General features: G+C 43.6%; 15 protein-coding genes, 1 rRNA gene and 1 pseudogene. 15 read left to right on the forward strand and 2 right to left on the reverse strand.

Translation table 11 applies throughout. The features are described 5' to 3' along the window. Positions 1-251: 251 nt before the first annotated feature. Together Q7P33_RS17210 and Q7P33_RS17215 are read right to left on the reverse strand one after the other, a co-directional pair. Entirely contained in the window at positions 252-1610 is a 1359-nt protein-coding gene (locus Q7P33_RS17210; protein ID WP_303871973.1) for a sensor histidine kinase KdpD, read from the reverse strand. Next, positions 1607-2326 carry a response regulator transcription factor gene (locus tag Q7P33_RS17215; RefSeq protein ID WP_303871974.1) on the reverse strand — a complete coding sequence of 240 codons (720 nt, stop codon included), beginning with the start codon at positions 2324-2326 and terminating at the stop codon, positions 1607-1609. Before Q7P33_RS17215 ends, Q7P33_RS17210 begins: the two co-directional genes overlap by 4 nt. A gap of 147 nt (positions 2327-2473) precedes the next feature. Here Q7P33_RS17215 and Q7P33_RS17220 point away from each other — a divergent pair, with 147 nt between their 5' ends. The 15 genes and pseudogenes from Q7P33_RS17220 (at position 2474) to Q7P33_RS17290 (ending at position 15063) form a co-directional block, all read left to right on the forward strand. Next, on the forward strand, positions 2474-3388 hold the full coding sequence (locus Q7P33_RS17220; protein WP_303871975.1) for an ABC transporter ATP-binding protein: 915 nt from the start codon (positions 2474-2476) through the stop codon (positions 3386-3388). Beyond that, positions 3385-4137: an ABC transporter permease gene (locus Q7P33_RS17225; RefSeq protein ID WP_303871976.1), complete on the forward strand. Its 753-nt coding sequence runs from the start codon at positions 3385-3387 to the stop codon at positions 4135-4137. Before Q7P33_RS17220 ends, Q7P33_RS17225 begins: the two co-directional genes overlap by 4 nt. A 3-nt stretch (positions 4138-4140) precedes the next feature. Continuing rightward, positions 4141-4875, forward strand: a complete 735-nt coding sequence (locus Q7P33_RS17230; RefSeq protein WP_303871977.1) for an ABC transporter permease — start codon at positions 4141-4143, stop codon at positions 4873-4875. A gap of 413 nt (positions 4876-5288) precedes the next feature. Then, positions 5289-6263, forward strand: coding sequence for a lipoate--protein ligase (locus tag Q7P33_RS17235; protein WP_303871978.1), 975 nt, complete (start codon positions 5289-5291; stop codon positions 6261-6263). Positions 6264-6295: 32 nt separating this feature from the next. Beyond that, positions 6296-6535, forward strand: coding sequence for a biotin/lipoyl-containing protein (locus Q7P33_RS17240; RefSeq protein ID WP_303871979.1), 240 nt, complete (start codon positions 6296-6298; stop codon positions 6533-6535). 12 nt (positions 6536-6547) lie between these two features. Next, positions 6548-7414 (forward strand): annotated as a pseudogene (gene lipA / locus Q7P33_RS17245) (lipoyl synthase). Then, complete coding sequence (locus Q7P33_RS17250; RefSeq protein ID WP_303871980.1) at positions 7401-8381, forward strand: lipoate--protein ligase; 981 nt, start codon at positions 7401-7403, stop codon at positions 8379-8381. Before lipA ends, Q7P33_RS17250 begins: the two are co-directional and overlap by 14 nt. Before the next feature lie 269 nt (positions 8382-8650). Next, complete coding sequence (locus Q7P33_RS17255) at positions 8651-10135, forward strand: arylsulfotransferase family protein (protein WP_303871981.1); 1485 nt, start codon at positions 8651-8653, stop codon at positions 10133-10135. Between the two features lie 27 nt (positions 10136-10162). Then, positions 10163-10534: an arsenate reductase family protein gene (locus tag Q7P33_RS17260; protein WP_303871988.1), complete on the forward strand. Its 372-nt coding sequence runs from the start codon at positions 10163-10165 to the stop codon at positions 10532-10534. A 105-nt stretch (positions 10535-10639) separates the two neighbouring features. Then, positions 10640-10840, forward strand: coding sequence for a hypothetical protein (locus Q7P33_RS17265; RefSeq protein ID WP_303871982.1), 201 nt, complete (start codon positions 10640-10642; stop codon positions 10838-10840). A gap of 351 nt (positions 10841-11191) precedes the next feature. Beyond that, entirely contained in the window at positions 11192-11785 is a 594-nt protein-coding gene (locus Q7P33_RS17270) for a TatD family nuclease-associated radical SAM protein (protein ID WP_303871983.1), read from the forward strand. Beyond that, positions 11785-12549, forward strand: coding sequence for a UPF0489 family protein (locus tag Q7P33_RS17275; protein WP_303871984.1), 765 nt, complete (start codon positions 11785-11787; stop codon positions 12547-12549). The genes Q7P33_RS17270 and Q7P33_RS17275 overlap by 1 nt, the downstream gene beginning before the upstream one ends. Positions 12550-12591: 42 nt before the next feature. Beyond that, the gene (locus tag Q7P33_RS17280; protein WP_303871985.1) at positions 12592-13392 is read left to right on the forward strand and encodes a hypothetical protein; all 801 of its coding nucleotides are present in this window, start codon (positions 12592-12594) and stop codon (positions 13390-13392) included. Positions 13393-13633: 241 nt separating this feature from the next. Beyond that, positions 13634-13750, forward strand: a 5S ribosomal RNA gene (gene rrf, locus Q7P33_RS17285). A 470-nt stretch (positions 13751-14220) separates the two neighbouring features. Continuing rightward, positions 14221-15063: a pirin family protein gene (locus Q7P33_RS17290; protein WP_303871986.1), complete on the forward strand. Its 843-nt coding sequence runs from the start codon at positions 14221-14223 to the stop codon at positions 15061-15063. Positions 15064-15183 lie beyond the last annotated feature (120 nt).

Genomic DNA, 15183 nt, shown 5'->3' on the forward strand with positions numbered 1-15183 from the left:
CTATTATCTCATGGATTTATTCTAGATGTAAGGCACCTTGTTATTAATCGCTTACGATATAAATCAGGTGGGGGTGTTGTGGTTAAATCATAGTGGTATGCACCTTCTCTGTCTGATTTTTGTTTGGTTTGCATCTACATTATATCAGAGTGGGGTGCATTTTTTGTCAACTTCTGTTTTTTAGAAGCTACAAAGGGTGTTATTTTAAGTCACAGCTGATTTTTAGAGCTGGGAAAGTTGAGTAAATTATATTAAGAAATAAAAACAAGTGAAGCCGCACAGCCCCCATCGGGCAGATTCTTAAAACCAACGCTCCCGCCATGAATTTTCATGATCCGGCGGACAATGATCAGCCCCAAACCGTGATTTCCCAATACGTGCGATTCATCCAATCCCCCTGAATTTTCCAAAAGTTCAGGGGGATAGCCTTTGCCATCGTCACTAACTTTAAGTACCAGACCATCCGTCGATTGGGTCACCGAAAGCCGGATTTCACAGCCCCGGGGATTGTGCCGGATACTGTTGTCAATCAGGTTGGTCAGCGCCCGGCGAATCAGAGCCTGGTCGCAAAGTAAAATGGGGCGGTTGGTTTCTTCGGTCACATCGACGGAAAGGGTGTAGGGTGCAGTGAGACCATCATTGATAAAATCCACTGCCACCTCCCGGATTAACGCGGCAGGTGAAACCGGAGTCAGCTCCATCGGCTGGGCATTGTACTCCAGTTTGGAGGCCAGGTTTAAATCGTTGACGAGCGTTTTAATCCGTTGACTTTGTTGACGGATAATCCGGGCCTGATTCTGTTCGGCGGTGGGCAGGCTGGGGTTGTTTTCCAGTTCGCTGGCGTAGCCCATCACCATCGATAGCGGGGTACGGATATCGTGGGAAACCCCGGCAATCCATTCCGTCCGGGCCTGATCCCGATGAGCCAGTTGTTTTTCCTGCTCGCTGAGAATCACCGATGTTTCATTGAGAATCCTTGCCACTTCCCCGGTGACACCACCGGTTGGCAGTGTCAGGGGTTCTTTTTTAGGCAGGGCGGTAATGCCGTTATACAGGGGTTTCAGCTTGCGGTAAAGCCATAGTCCGAGAAATAAGGCCAGTGCCAGCGCCGACAACACGTTTAGGATCAAAAAACCGGCCAGCAAACCGGGAATATGGGAAATGGTATCTTCGGTGGAGGTAATGTTGTATTTCCAGATGCTGTTTTTAGGGTCACCTAAAACTAACAAACCGTCGGGATGTTCCCACACGGAGACCGGGTAGTCGTTGAGATACCAACGGCTGAAGGAGGCAACATCGGTAAGTGTGTACTGCCGGGGAATGTTTTCGGGAAGGTTTTTATCCCAGATCACCTGACCATCCTTGTCAATCAGCATTGCCCAGGCATATTGTGCATCCATCTGGGCGGTGGCAGTGGCACTTAGTGTATATGCGCCATCGACGCTTAAGAGGCCATCAGAAATGTCAGCGATGGCATATTTAAGGGGCTGACTTCCAGAGTATTTAAACATCCAGTTGGTAATAAAGGCTATATTGATGGCGACCAGAAGCAGGGCAGTGGCGGCAGTTAGAAGAATTGAACGGGTGATGATGTTGCGTAGACTTTTCATGCCCTGGTTTCCCCGATCAGTTTATACCCCATACCTCGGACAGTCAGCAGGTATCGGGGTTGGGAAGGATCCACCTCAATTTTCTCCCGGAGCCGCCGGATGTGAACCATCAGGGTATTTTCATAACCATAGAGATCATCATCCCAGGCGCTGCGGCAGAGACTGTCTGCCGTGACAATATGGCCCTGGTTTTCCCAGAGCTTTTTCAGCAGGGCGTGCTCCTTGGCGGTCAGGGTTTTTTCGCCAGTAGGTGTTTTTACGATGCCGCTATTAAAATGGACAGTTACTGTTCCCAACACCAACGTATCATCTGTTTGCGACTGCGTTAAAAGCGGCTGATAAACCCGCCGCAGGATTCCGCTTAAACGTAGCACCAGCTCCCGGGGCAAAAAGGGTTTGGTGATATAATCATCGGCACCCAGCCCCAGGCCCATCAGCCGGTTTTCGTCCTCATCCCGGGCTGACAAAAAAAGCATTGGCACATTTGACTGCTGCCGCAGCTCCTGCATCAGCGAAAACCCATCACCATCCGGTAGCGTCACATCAAAAATAACCCCATGGGGCTTTTCTAAAGCAAAAAGCGCCCGCGCCTGCCGGCAGTTTTCGGCACTGATTACTTGAGAAAAGCCCGCCTGCTGGAGGATTGTTTTTAATAAATTAATAATTTCCGGTTCGTCATCAACAACCAGAAGTTTTGCGTCAAAGATTGTTTTCATCCGAATCACCTCTTCGTTATTATACCTGAAAAATTAGTTGGCGATAGCAGATCCGATCAAAATTAAGGTAATTGTAAGGCCGGAGACAACCCGCCGTAAGGTTCATGAGCTATCATAAAGGTATCGAAAAAAGAAGGAGTGCGGAGTATGAGCAATATTATCGAGACCGAGGGTCTCAGCAAACAATATGGCGGTGTTTATCGGGTCAAGGATGTCGATCTGAAGGTTCCGGAAGGGGCGATTTATGGTTTCCTGGGGCCCAATGGCGCCGGGAAATCGACAACACTTAAGATGATTCTGGGGTTGGCCAAGCCCACTGAAGGGGCGATCACCGTATTTGGAAAACAGGTCAATAGCAAAAACCGCCTGGAAAATCTTAAAAATGTCGGTTCGTTGATAGAGTCGCCCAGCTATTACGGACATCTAACCGGCGAGGAAAACCTGCGGATCTTTCAAACCCTGCGGGGAGTGCCAGAACAGAATATTAATGACGTTCTAAAAATTGTCCGGCTGGAGAATCAGCAGCACAAAAAAGTCAATCAGTATTCGCTGGGAATGAAACAGCGTCTGGGGCTGGCCAGTGCCTTGTTGGGTTATCCCAAACTGTTGATTCTGGATGAACCCACCAACGGGCTGGATCCGGCTGGGATTTCGGAAATGCGGGAGTTGATTCAGTCACTGCCGCAAAAATTTGGAATGACCGTGGTGGTCTCCAGCCACCTCTTAAGTGAGATTGATCAGCTGGCCACCCGGGTGGGGATTATCCGGGAAGGCGAGCTGGTTTATCAGGACAGCCTGACCAAGCTCCATCAGTACAGTCAACAGCATCTGGCAGTGCGAACCTTAAATAATGAGGTGACCAAAGCATTTCTTAGTCAGAACGGTGTGGTCTGGGAAGCCGAGGATGATTATCTGATCATCCCCCAGATGAAAGATACGATGATGGCCGAAATCAGTAAGGCGCTGGGACAGAATAATATTGGTTTAGTTCGGATTGAAGAACGTAAAAAAAGCCTGGAGGATATTTTCCTGGAGCTGACTGGAACGGCGGTGAGTTTATGAGCGCCGCAATTGGGATGGAGGTTTTAAAAGCAAAGGGCCGCAAGATCTGGCTGGTTGTGGCGATAATGATGGCGGTTCAACTGCTCTGGGCAGGCTGGGCTATTTCCAACAAGGATGCCAATGATCTGGCCCAGGGTTGGATGTTTTTTCTCTACCAGTTTCCGATGCTTAATTGCATCATCATGCCGGTGATCGCTGCAGTGGTGGCTTCCCGTCTTAGCGATGTGGAGCATAAGGGTCAAACCTTTAAGCTGTTGGAAACCATTATTCCGACCAAGCGGATTTTTGCGGCTAAATTTGTTTGGGGCAGTATCTATATGCTTGGCGCCGCCTTGGGACAGCTGGCAATTATGATCGGAATGGGCGTCGTTCTGCATTTTGGCGGGCCAGTGCCCTGGGGGGCGCTGGTTGGGTATCTGTTGTTTACCCTGATGGTGAGTCTGACTATTTATGTCTTTCAACAGGGGGTCTCAATGCTCGTTGCCAATCAGATGGTGCCGATGACCTTGGGACTTGTTGGCGGTTTTATCGGCCTATTTAGCATGTTTTTCCCCCAGAGCTTTCAAAAACTGATTCTGTGGAGTTATTACGGCGTGCTGATGCAGGTTGGCATGAATTGGGATCCGATCACCCGAGCCACTGATTTTTATTGGAAGGCCATTGATTGGCCGGGACTCGGCCTGATTTTGGTTTTCTTTGGGCTGATTTATGGCATCGGTCAGACTTTATTTGTCAGAAGGGAGGTCTGAGCGATGTTAATTCGGGCTTTAAAAGCAGAAATGATTAAGATGCGACACAGTCCGGTGTGGCTGGCTTTTTTACTGATTCCCATTATTCCGGCCTTTATGGGAACCTTCAATTATCTCAACAACCTGAGCATACTGGAAAATGAGTGGTACAGCCTGTGGACCCAGCATACCCTGTTTGCCTGTTATTTTTTCCTACCGGTATTGATTGGAATCTATGCGTCCTATCTGTTTCGGCTGGAACATGCCAATCATAACTGGAATGCGATGATGACCGCTCCGGTTCCGGTAACACCGATATTTATAGCGAAACTGATGATGGGTTGGTTAATGGTGATTTTAACCCAGATCTGGATCGGACTTTTGTTTATCCTTTCCGGGTTCCTGGCGGGGCTTGCAGGACCGATTCCATCAGAATTACCGGTCTGGCTGCTGTTTGGAGCCTTGGGTGGCATGGTGGTATGCGCTTTGCAGCTGAGTTTATCACTGGTGATTCGCAGCTTTGCTGTACCGGTGGGGATTGCTCTGATGGGCGGGATCGCCGGGTTGGCACTGCTATCTCAAGGCTATGGGCTTTACTTTCCTTATGCCCTAATCACCCTGGGGATGCGGGCCAATGATCCGGCGGCACCGATGGCGGTGGGTGAATTTTCCTTTCTGATTGCCTGCGTCATTTTTATAGCGGGATTTTGTCTATTTGCCATTACCTGGTTAAAACGGCGAGATATCGTAACAGGTTAATCAGTAGCGGGCTGACATTAAGTTTGAAAATCGTAAAAACGAATTAAAAAAGAAAAGTAAAGAAATAGGCCAGTGTTTAGCGGCGACGATTATCGCTAAACTCTGGCTTTGATGATTTGGTCTTGTTTTAACGAGACGGTTTGCAGATGCCACAGGGGGTCAGGATCGAAGTACACACTGCGTTCAGATGGTTCAATTGTTGAAACAACAAAAATGTAAAAAATAATGAAGTTTAATTAAAAGGCCAGAAAGATGATCAAATAAAAGTAGACGATAGAGCCGATCTTAGGTAGAATAAAAATTACAGATCTAGAAGCATATCAATGAGTTTGCCGGGTAACGGCAGATCAATCAGGACACAGAAAAATGATTAAATTCGTTAAAATTAAAAAAATACGAAAAGGAGCAGCTGTGTGAAAGTTATCGACAGTACGAGTACAGACGTTTATTTTAATCTTGCCATGGAAGAATATCTCTTCAAAAATTTTATGGATACGGATTATTTAATCTTATGGAAAAATCATGATAGTATCGTATTGGGTAAACATCAGAATATTTTTGAAGAAATAAATTTATTAGCTGTGGAAAAATCGGAGATCCAGGTAGCCAGGCGGAATACCGGCGGTGGGACGGTTTTTCATGATGAGCAGAATCTTAATTATTCTTTTATTACCAGTCAGGATGAGGGATTTTCCAATTACGATCAATTTTTAACGCCGATGATCAGTGCTTTAAATAAAATGGGAATACCGGCAGCTAAACGACGCAATAGCGACATTGCCATAGGTGAACAGAAAATTTCCGGATCGGCACAAACGATCAAAAAGGGGCGGGTATTACACCACGGTACCCTGCTTTACGATTCGGACCTTAGCCTCCTTAAAAAACTGCTGAAACCGACCGAAGGTAAAATTACATCCAAATCAGTGAAATCGGTGAGAAGTGATGTGACCAATATCAAAAAACATCTGGGCGATCTGTCTTTATCGCTGGATGATTTTAAGGAGCAATTACTTAAGAATCTTTTTCCGGATGGTTTTGAAAGAATCAGTCTCAATGATGCAGATATCGCGGCCATTGGGGTGTTAGTCGCAGAAAAGTATTCTCAGTGGGAATGGAATTATGGGTTATCACCCAAATTTCATTTTGAAAAGAAAAGTCAGGTTTCAGATAAAGACCGTCAATCAAAAAAGGTGGCGGTTAAACTGGAAATCAGTAAAGGAATAATTACCGGGTGTCAAGTGATGGTGGATGGATTGGCTAACGCTGAGATTCAGGAGGCGTTGACCGGGGGGCGTTATGGCTATCAGGAAATTTTAAAAAAACTGAGCAGCACCGGTTTGGTCGGAAATATCGAACTGGATGCATTAACAGCTTGTTTTTTATAGAGAAAATAAAGTGAAAATGAGAGGAAATTAAAATGAAAAAAAACATTCAAATGCCAAAGTTAAGCGAACAAATGGAATCGGGGGTATTAGCGTCCTGGAACAAAGAAGTGGGAGAGATGGTCGAAAAGGGTGAGGTGCTTTTCGAAATTGAAACGGAAAAGGTCGTCAGCGAGGTTGAAAGCATGGAATCCGGGGTTTTAGAAGCAGTTTTTTTTGAAGCAGGCGATGAAATTAAAACCGAAGAAATAATTGCAGTTATCAATTGCGATTGACCAGGGGACAAAATGAAAAAGAAACCAGAATGGTTAAAGGTCAGCTATAATAAAGCGGCTGTCGAAGAAGTGAGCGGGCTGATGGCTAAACTGCAACTAAATACGGTTTGTAAGGAAGCCAATTGTCCGAATCTGGGAGAATGTTATAAAAAAAAGACAGCTACCTTTATGATCCTGGGAAGAACCTGCACCCGCAACTGCCGTTTCTGTAATGTAACCAGTGGGATGGTGGAACCGGTTGATCCTAAAGAGCCTCAGCATTTGGCTGAAGCGGTTAAGGAACTCGATTTAAATCATGTGGTGATTACCAGTGTCACCCGGGATGATCTGGAGGATGGTGGCGCCGGACATTTTGCCAATACCATCAGGGCGGTTCGGGAGCTAAACCCCGAGGTTTCAATTGAGGTGCTGATTCCCGACCTCCAAGGAGTGCAGCGGCACCTGGATATTGTTATTGCAGCTAATCCGGATGTGATTAATCATAATGTGGAAACGGTCCGGGAACTTTATTCGGTGGTTCGCCCGGAAGCGGACTAAGATCGATCGATGGCGGTGCTTGAGTATGTCAAAAAACAGGCGCCTCATATTAAAACAAAAACGGGGATTATGGTAGGACTGGGAGAGACCGATGAACAGGTTTACCAGGTCATGGACGACAGCCTGAAAGTCGGTTGCGATATTTTTACCATTGGTCAATATCTGCAGCCATCACCACACCATATTGAGGTAAAGGCGTATGTAACACCGGAAAAATTTGAAAAATATGAAAAAATTGGAAAAGCCAAGGGGTTTCACTATATTGCCAGTAGTCCTCTGGTGCGCAGTTCCTACCGGGCAGAAGAGGCACTTAAGGAAGGGAAAAACAATGATTTATATTGAAAATAATTCCACAGATCCTTTTTTTAATTTTGCATTGGAGTATTACCTGATTACCGAGAAAAAGCTGCCTGAGGATCAGATTTTTATCTTCTGGCGAACTGAACCAACCCTGATGGTTGGTAAGTACCAGAATACCATCGAAGAAATCAACCAGGATTATGCCAAAGAAAATGGGATTAAGGTAGTGCGTCGCATTACCGGCGGCGGAACCATCTATACGGACATGGGCGGTTGGCAGTTTAGTTTTATCACCAGAGGTCAGTCTGAAAGCATCGATTTTAGCAAATATATTGGCCCGGTAATTGAGGGCTTAAAAAAACTGGATGTTCCGGCTGAATTTAATAGTCGCAATGATTTGGTTATTCAGGGTAAAAAGTTTTCCGGGAATGCGCAGTGCATGTTAAATGGGTATACCCTGCATCATGGCTCACTGTTATTCAATACCGATTTTGAACAGATGGTCAAGTGTTTGACGGTAGATGATTATAAAATTATCTCCAAAGGGATAAAGTCGGTTAAGGAACGGGTAACGAACATCTCCGATCATTTAAAGAAACCGATTGATACGGATACCTTCAAAAAATTGATGGTTGATAGCATTATGCAAGGATCAAAAGAGCACTATCAACTGACGGATGCCGATCTGGCTCGAATCAAGGCCATTGCGAAAGAAAAGTTTGCCAGCTGGGAGTGGAACTATGGCAAATCTCCGAAGTTCAATATCACCAAAACCGGTCGATTTGATGGTGGAAAAATGGAATTTAAATTGGATGTCAATAAGGGAAAGATAACTGATTGTCATATCTATGGTGATTTTTTTGGAACCATTGACATCTCGGTTCTGAGTAATGCTCTGATCGGCGCGGATTATGAAAAAGAAAGCATTAAAAAAGCCATCGCACAATGTGATATTAAGCAGGGTTTTTATAACATCAATGTGGATGAGCTGGCAGAAATTATTTGTTGACATTATTTCAAAGGCAATCACCCCATCTTTAAATTAAGGTGGGGATTTTTTATGTCAGTACGTTCACGAAACGACCAGGCCTTTACCTTTTTGTGGGAATGCGTTACAATAGTCTGATGAATGGATGGCGAGTCTATTTAAAATGTCAAACGAGATCACATGAAAATTTAAAATAGGTGTGATAGAATCATTCGTATGCTTATGATACAAAGGCGTATTTTAATAAAAACGGTATATGAAATGATTGGGGATCAGAAGGAGATGAATTTATGGATAATTCAAGTAAATTTCTTATTGCATCAGTAAGTGCAGCGGTGCTACTGATTATTTTAGTCAGCTTTACCCTGGCCTACGCAGGGCGGGATAATACTCTGATGTCAGACAAAACGCTGAGCTTTGAAATCAACGGTTTTAATGTGGAACTGCCCCTTTCCGAAAACGATGCAGTGTACGACGCGGTCAGCTTAAGTAGTGTCACTGAAAATAAAATAAAATTAATCAACGAGGTAGGTGCCACCGTTAAAATAGACGGAAAGGGCATCGGAGCGGGCACAACCATGGATTTAAAACTGGATCAGCTTTCTTCAGGCGAACTCATCAAAATTCAGGTGGGCAATGAAAAGGACGAGCGGGTGATTTATTTAAGAACCCTGTCATCTCAGCTTCCCGAAATTATTCCCGCTGGAACAAGCAGCTACGATGGAAATTACTTTGCAGCGGTCGCAACCGGTGGAGCAGCGCTGTATGAACTGAACGAAAAGGGTGAGGTAGTTTTTTACATCGCAAAATCACCGGAGCAAGCTAACGGGGAATCCTATCGGGACTTCAAGAAACATGTTTTTGAAAATGGTACCGTTCGCTACAGCTACCAACGGGTTTATGGTGACAGCAATGGAATCTGTTATGCGGTGGGAGAACGGGTAATCCTGGATGATCGCTATCAGGAAATCGACACGATTACCCTGGCTCAAAGTGAATTGACAAATGAAGGTGATCCGGTGGATGGCCGGGATTTTATACTGATTGCGGATAACCATTATATTGTTGAAGCATCACAATTAGTATTGGTTCAAAATGTGCCAGATGGTCTGGGTGCGAATACCATGGGATCAAAGGTAGTGCGAAACCTGATCCAGGAAGTCAAAGATAATCAGGTCGTTTTTGAATTTACCACGGATTCCCATCCGGAATTTTATGGTCTTAGTGTCAACGACCATGATTACAGTAATACCACCAGCCAGAGCCCGGATTATGCCGGGTTCAATCGGATGATTATAGATCCAACGGATAATAATCTGATTGTTTCTTTTGGAAACATGAACACCATCATGAAAATTGATCGGGAAACCCGGGATGTGATCTGGAAATTATCGGGAAATGGTGATGAATTTGGGATGTCGCCGGAACAAAAAACATCGGGTCAAACGGATATTGCCATCACCGCCGAAGATGAATTAACAGTGTTTGACAATGCGATAAGTACGGGTCAAACGAGAGTGCTCAAAATAAAACTGGATGAAGTCAACAAGAAGATTTTGAGCTATCAGGAATACAAGATACCGGGAAAAACGACTTTGGCCTATGGTAGTGCCCAGAAAATTGGCGATAATATTGAAGTGTACAGCATCGGATGGGGGTTGCTCAAAGATGGTGATGTGGCAATTTCAGAAATAGATTTTAATACCGGTAAAAAACTGCTGGAAGTTACCTTGCCTTATGGTGTTGCTAATGACCGGGTACAGAAGTTTAAATAAAACAGTATCTAAGAATGGAGACCAATGATGAAACCACTATTTTTGTGCTATCCTAAATGCTCAACCTGTCAGAAAGCAAAAACGTTTTTAGCCGAAAATCAAATTGATGTGGAAGAACGGCACATTGTCGATGAGAATCCCGAAAAAGATGAATTGCTTTCATGGATGAAGTTATATCCGGGCGATGCCAAAAAGTTTTTTAATACGAGTGGCCTGGTTTATCGAGAGCTGGGCTTAAAAGACAAGGTCAAAACAATGACTTCGGATCAGATGGCTGAAGTACTGGCCACCAATGGGATGTTGGTCAAGCGGCCGTTGGTTATTTTGGCCGATACCGTCCTGATCGGCTTCAAAGAAGAACAATGGCAAGCGGTATTATTAACCGATAAGCGTGATTAATCCTTAAAGTGGCCGGTATTTTTTCCTATAAATCATTTGTAAGGGCAGCAGGGATGGTCTATAATGAAAAAAGGATTATTAATCGAATACAAAGGAGAAAGTTAAATGTCACGAAAAACCATTGAAAAATTTAGAAAACAACCTGAGACTGATGTGGTGGAAATAGTTGAAATGGAACTGACTGAATATACCTACCCCAAAAGCGGTACGGGCATCTGCCCTCAATGCGGCGGTAAAATGAACGGCATTGGGCTTGACTGGGCATGTGAGGGTTGTGATTTAAAGCTGGTAGGTCCGGTATTCTAAGAAACTAAATTAAATAGCAATGCATAGGAAGCATGTTTGCCAATTAAGTTGATTGGAAAATGTGCTTTTTTACTGAGTAAGGAATGGAGTTAGGGGTTGTTTAAAAATCCGGAATGCTTAAATATTTCCCAACAATAAGGGGAATAATTAGAGATATTCATAGAAAATCATGTTTTTACGTGACATCATAATTAAATATGGTAAAATGTTGATAACTTTTTATAAGATTTGTTTGAAAGCAATTCGCGGGAAAAATAATTTACCCTTCGATTTCAACGTCCCATACGTGTTTATGACGATGATGGATACGTGCAAAAACGAAAGATATACAAATCTCTGGAGGAAAATAAAATGACGATTACCTATGAATTAGGGAAATCTTTATATGTGAACATAACGAATCGATGTAGCAATGCCTGTACGTTTTGCGTAAGAAAAGATGAACCGACAATTAATGGCGTTGATGATCTCTGGCTGGAGATCGAACCGACGCAAGAAGAAATACAAGCAGATATTTTAAGGCGGGATCTGGATCAATATGAGGAGCTGGTTTTTTGTGGATATGGTGAACCAACCTATCGTCTCGATGAAATTTGTGCCATCGCCAAGGAAGTGAAAAAAATTCATCCCATTCCCATTCGGTTGAATACCAATGGCCATGGAAACCTGATCTATAAAAAAGATATGACACCGCTTTTAAAGGATGCGATTGATGTGGTGTCGATCAGTTTAAATGCAAAAAATAAAAAAGAATATGACGAATTATGCCGTCCGGTTTTCGAGGATGCCTATGAAGAATTGTTGGAGTTTGCCCGACTGGCAGGAAGATATACCAAGGTGGTTTTAACCATTGTCGATATCCTTCCCATCGAGGATCAGGAAGCGTGTCGTCGGATTAGTCAGTCGGTTGGGGCAGAATTGCGAATCCGTTCCTATATCGATTAATGCGAATTAGCGATGGTGAAATGGGTGCTAATCGGAACAATAGTAATTTAAAACCCTGCAGTCATAACATCGAGGGCAAAGAGATTTGGGTGGTGGACGACCATCAATATGTGCTACTGATCTGGGGGCGTTTATTTCAAAACCGAAAACAGCCGCTGGTTCTGGTTAGTATTGATTATCATCCCGATACCAACCCGCCGTTCTGGCTATGGGCTTATCAAAAAGCCATGGCCATCGATCCCGAGCGGGAAGCAGAGCTGGTGAAAAAATTCCAGAACAGAATGGTGTCTACCCTGGAGCCGCTTAATTTAAACAGTCTCCAAATGGTTATGGATCAGATTCGTAATGATGAGCATATCAATGCAGCCATGGAATTGGGCTATCTGAGCAATTACCATATGATCAATTGTATGGAAAAACATGTCTATTCAAGGGGACATCACTATCTGGTTCCGGAAAGCCAGTTTGGGAGCCTTAAAGATGACATGTTTAAAAATGTTGGATTGTCGCTTAAAAAAATCAGAAACGAGTCGTTGATCCTTGATATTGATCTGGACTATTTCTTGAGACCGGAAAATTTTGAGCTGGATCTCAAACGAAACAGCATTTTTGCAGATCTGGTCAACCAGGCTCAGATAATTACGGTAGCGCGTTCAAAAACTTATTTTGATTTTTTAAAAACAGATCCGTTTACCATTGAATACTGTGAAGCAAAACTGATTGAGCTACTTGAAAAAATCATCCAAAAACAGATAAAAAAATAACGCCGTTACGCAGATCCTAAATCGGATGATGGGGGTAAAGATATGGGAAAGCATTGTGAAGAAACCCGAATTATTAATCAGTCAAAAGACCAATGCGAAGAGCGTTTGTTGGCTTTTGATACTGGTAAATATGAATTGAAGAACCATATCGTAGATAAAGAAGAAAGCCATGTTGTTCTTCACACAAAAATCATTTTTGCTGCCAATGGCCAACGGATTACCATTAAGCTTCAATCGGCGGGTGACCAGAAGACTGAAGTGTGTGTCCGATCGGAACTGATTTCAAATGTCATGATGAATGATCGTGGTGTCAATAAAAAGAATATCAACGCTATGTTCGGCTATCTTAATGAAGAGAATGAGGCAAGTCAGAATCGGAAAGCGGATAGTGCCAGAAACGATCAACACCCCAAACCGAAACGCAAGCTTTTTTTCTGGGCTAAAAACGCCACCGATTTAAAAATGTCGATGATGGCCAGTTATCTGGGTGGCTACCCGGAATTTGAAAAGCCTCTGAAAGGAACCATGGAAATTCACGAAGCCGGCATTGACTTTGTCGTAATGGGTCCCAAATTTAGCATCCCTTTTTTTGAGATTAAATCTGTCGCCATTGCTTCAGCATGGGATATTGAAAAAAATCCGGCCTGGTGGGAGACCTGTTTCAAAGATGAACTCAAAAAAGATAAAACAGATCATGAAAAAGCATCGAAAAATAAACTGGTGGTTATCTATCAGAATGATTTGGGACAAACGCAGTGCATTTTTAGAGCTGACACTTCATATGAGGCGGAAAAGAGCGTTGTAAAAGCGCAAATGTTGATCCAGGAAATGATGGGAAAATAAAAATCCTAAAAGGCTTGACAAATTATACTGGATAACGTATAATGATCAAATTGAAATAAACAAAACTGAATATAGATAGCAAGTAGGAACAAGGAACACCAATTCTTTCAAAAATCTTTTATTAAGAAGTAGAGGATTTTAGAAAGAATTGATGGACAGTTTAGCCGGTTCAACCGCTAACGCTCCATTGAACCTATTCGTTTCAGATGATTTTCAATCGCCTAAAACAAAGCTAAACGAGTCTCGCGACGATGGCGGAAGGGCCACACCTGTTCCCATACCGAACACAGAAGTAAAGTCTTCCAGCGCCGAAAGTACTTGGTGGGTAACTGCCTGGGAGGATAGGACGTTGCGGGACTTTTTTTGCGCGAAACAACGAGCCATGCGGCGAAAAATATTAAAAATAGAGATCAAAGAGCAAATTTATTTGTTTTTTGGTCTCTATTTTTAATATTTTTAGGAAGGAGCCATCTGGTGACTGACGCGACATAGGCGTAGTGCAGCGGAGCCGAAGTGCCGCATGAGCGAGTAAACGGCAGTAAAGATACAAAATTGATTCAAGTGAGCTTGAAAATCAATGTTTATGTCTGTATTTTTTTATGGGGCGAAGCCCCAAACGGAGACGCAGCACAGCGGAGACGGAGTTGCATAGCTTCATTTAACGGCAGTAGCTCTAGGAGCCGTTTGAGACGAAAGATTTTTATATAGGAGACATCTGACGACAAAAAATCAAAATTATCACTCAAACACGTTTAAATAAAGCTTCATACGGTATAATCCTTATCATAAATACCCCAAAAAAGAAGAAAGAGAAAGAAGGCATTTAAAATGAAAGAAAGAAAAGTCATACAAGTCGTTCAGGGCATAAGTGCAGTGGATGGGGCTGGAGTTCATCTGACTAGGGTCTTGTCCCATTCGACCGTGAAAGCATTTGATCCCTTCCTGATGCTCGATTCCTTTGATTCTAAAAATCCTCCAGATTACATCAAGGGTTTTCCGATGCACCCGCACCGGGGAATTGAAACGGTCACCTATCTGGTTGAAGGACTGATTGAACATCAGGACAGCCTGGGAAATAAGGGGGCCATCGAATCCGGCTGCTCTCAATGGATGACTGGGGGTAGCGGGATTCTCCATCAGGAGATGCCTCAAGCTTGCGAAAGAATGTTAGGTTTCCAGTTGTGGCTGAATCTCCCCAAATCCGAAAAAATGACAGATCCCAAGTATTTTGAAATCAGAAAAGAAAATATACCTTTATATAAAGGGGAAGGTTTCCAGGTTGGTGTCATCTCTGGATCTTATGAAGGGATTAAAGGGGCTGAACCCCATCATATTCAGGCGATGATTTTGGACATAGTGGTCGAACCGGGAAAATCAGTTAAGGTTCCAACGCCCAAAGGAGAAACTGTATTTGTGTTTTTAATTGAAGGCCAAGGCGTAGTAGCAGAAACGTTGTATCGCGAGAAATCGGCCTTGCTGTTTAGCGAAGGTGAATATGTTGAAATAGCAGCAGATGATAAGCCCCTTCGCTTTGCAGTATTTTCGGCACCGCCACTAAATGAACCGGTGGCCTGGGGCGGGCCCATCGTGATGAATACCGAAGATGAATTAAAACAGGCTTTTGCCGATTTGGAAGATGGCAGCTTTATAAAAACACGTCCCCAACTCTAGGGGATGTGTTTCAATTAGTTGAGAATTCAAGCGTAGCGTGGACTCAAAGTGGTAGTGTTAAAAAGAAAAGAAAAAACTTTCAAAAACCAGTTGACAGAATGGCAAATAGAGCGTATACTA

This window comes from Acetobacterium wieringae, assembly GCF_026646375.1.
Lineage (GTDB): Bacteria > Bacillota > Clostridia > Eubacteriales > Eubacteriaceae > Acetobacterium > Acetobacterium wieringae_A.

What these genes read in the sequence shown, in the direction of transcription:
- Q7P33_RS17210 (WP_303871973.1), bottom strand. Translation starts at nt 1,610, where the DNA reads ATGAAAAGTCTACGCAACATCATCACCCGTTCAATTCTTCTAACTGCC.
- Q7P33_RS17215 (WP_303871974.1), bottom strand. Translation starts at nt 2,326, where the DNA reads ATGAAAACAATCTTTGACGCAAAACTTCTGGTTGTTGATGACGAACCG.
- Q7P33_RS17220 (WP_303871975.1), top strand. Translation starts at nt 2,474, where the DNA reads ATGAGCAATATTATCGAGACCGAGGGTCTCAGCAAACAATATGGCGGT.
- Q7P33_RS17225 (WP_303871976.1), top strand. Translation starts at nt 3,385, where the DNA reads ATGAGCGCCGCAATTGGGATGGAGGTTTTAAAAGCAAAGGGCCGCAAG.
- Q7P33_RS17230 (WP_303871977.1), top strand. Translation starts at nt 4,141, where the DNA reads ATGTTAATTCGGGCTTTAAAAGCAGAAATGATTAAGATGCGACACAGT.
- Q7P33_RS17240 (WP_303871979.1), top strand. Translation starts at nt 6,296, where the DNA reads ATGAAAAAAAACATTCAAATGCCAAAGTTAAGCGAACAAATGGAATCG.
- Q7P33_RS17250 (WP_303871980.1), top strand. Translation starts at nt 7,401, where the DNA reads ATGATTTATATTGAAAATAATTCCACAGATCCTTTTTTTAATTTTGCA.
- Q7P33_RS17255 (WP_303871981.1), top strand. Translation starts at nt 8,651, where the DNA reads ATGGATAATTCAAGTAAATTTCTTATTGCATCAGTAAGTGCAGCGGTG.
- Q7P33_RS17260 (WP_303871988.1), top strand. Translation starts at nt 10,163, where the DNA reads ATGAAACCACTATTTTTGTGCTATCCTAAATGCTCAACCTGTCAGAAA.
- Q7P33_RS17265 (WP_303871982.1), top strand. Translation starts at nt 10,640, where the DNA reads ATGTCACGAAAAACCATTGAAAAATTTAGAAAACAACCTGAGACTGAT.
- Q7P33_RS17270 (WP_303871983.1), top strand. Translation starts at nt 11,192, where the DNA reads ATGACGATTACCTATGAATTAGGGAAATCTTTATATGTGAACATAACG.
- Q7P33_RS17275 (WP_303871984.1), top strand. Translation starts at nt 11,785, where the DNA reads ATGCGAATTAGCGATGGTGAAATGGGTGCTAATCGGAACAATAGTAAT.
- Q7P33_RS17280 (WP_303871985.1), top strand. Translation starts at nt 12,592, where the DNA reads ATGGGAAAGCATTGTGAAGAAACCCGAATTATTAATCAGTCAAAAGAC.
- Q7P33_RS17290 (WP_303871986.1), top strand. Translation starts at nt 14,221, where the DNA reads ATGAAAGAAAGAAAAGTCATACAAGTCGTTCAGGGCATAAGTGCAGTG.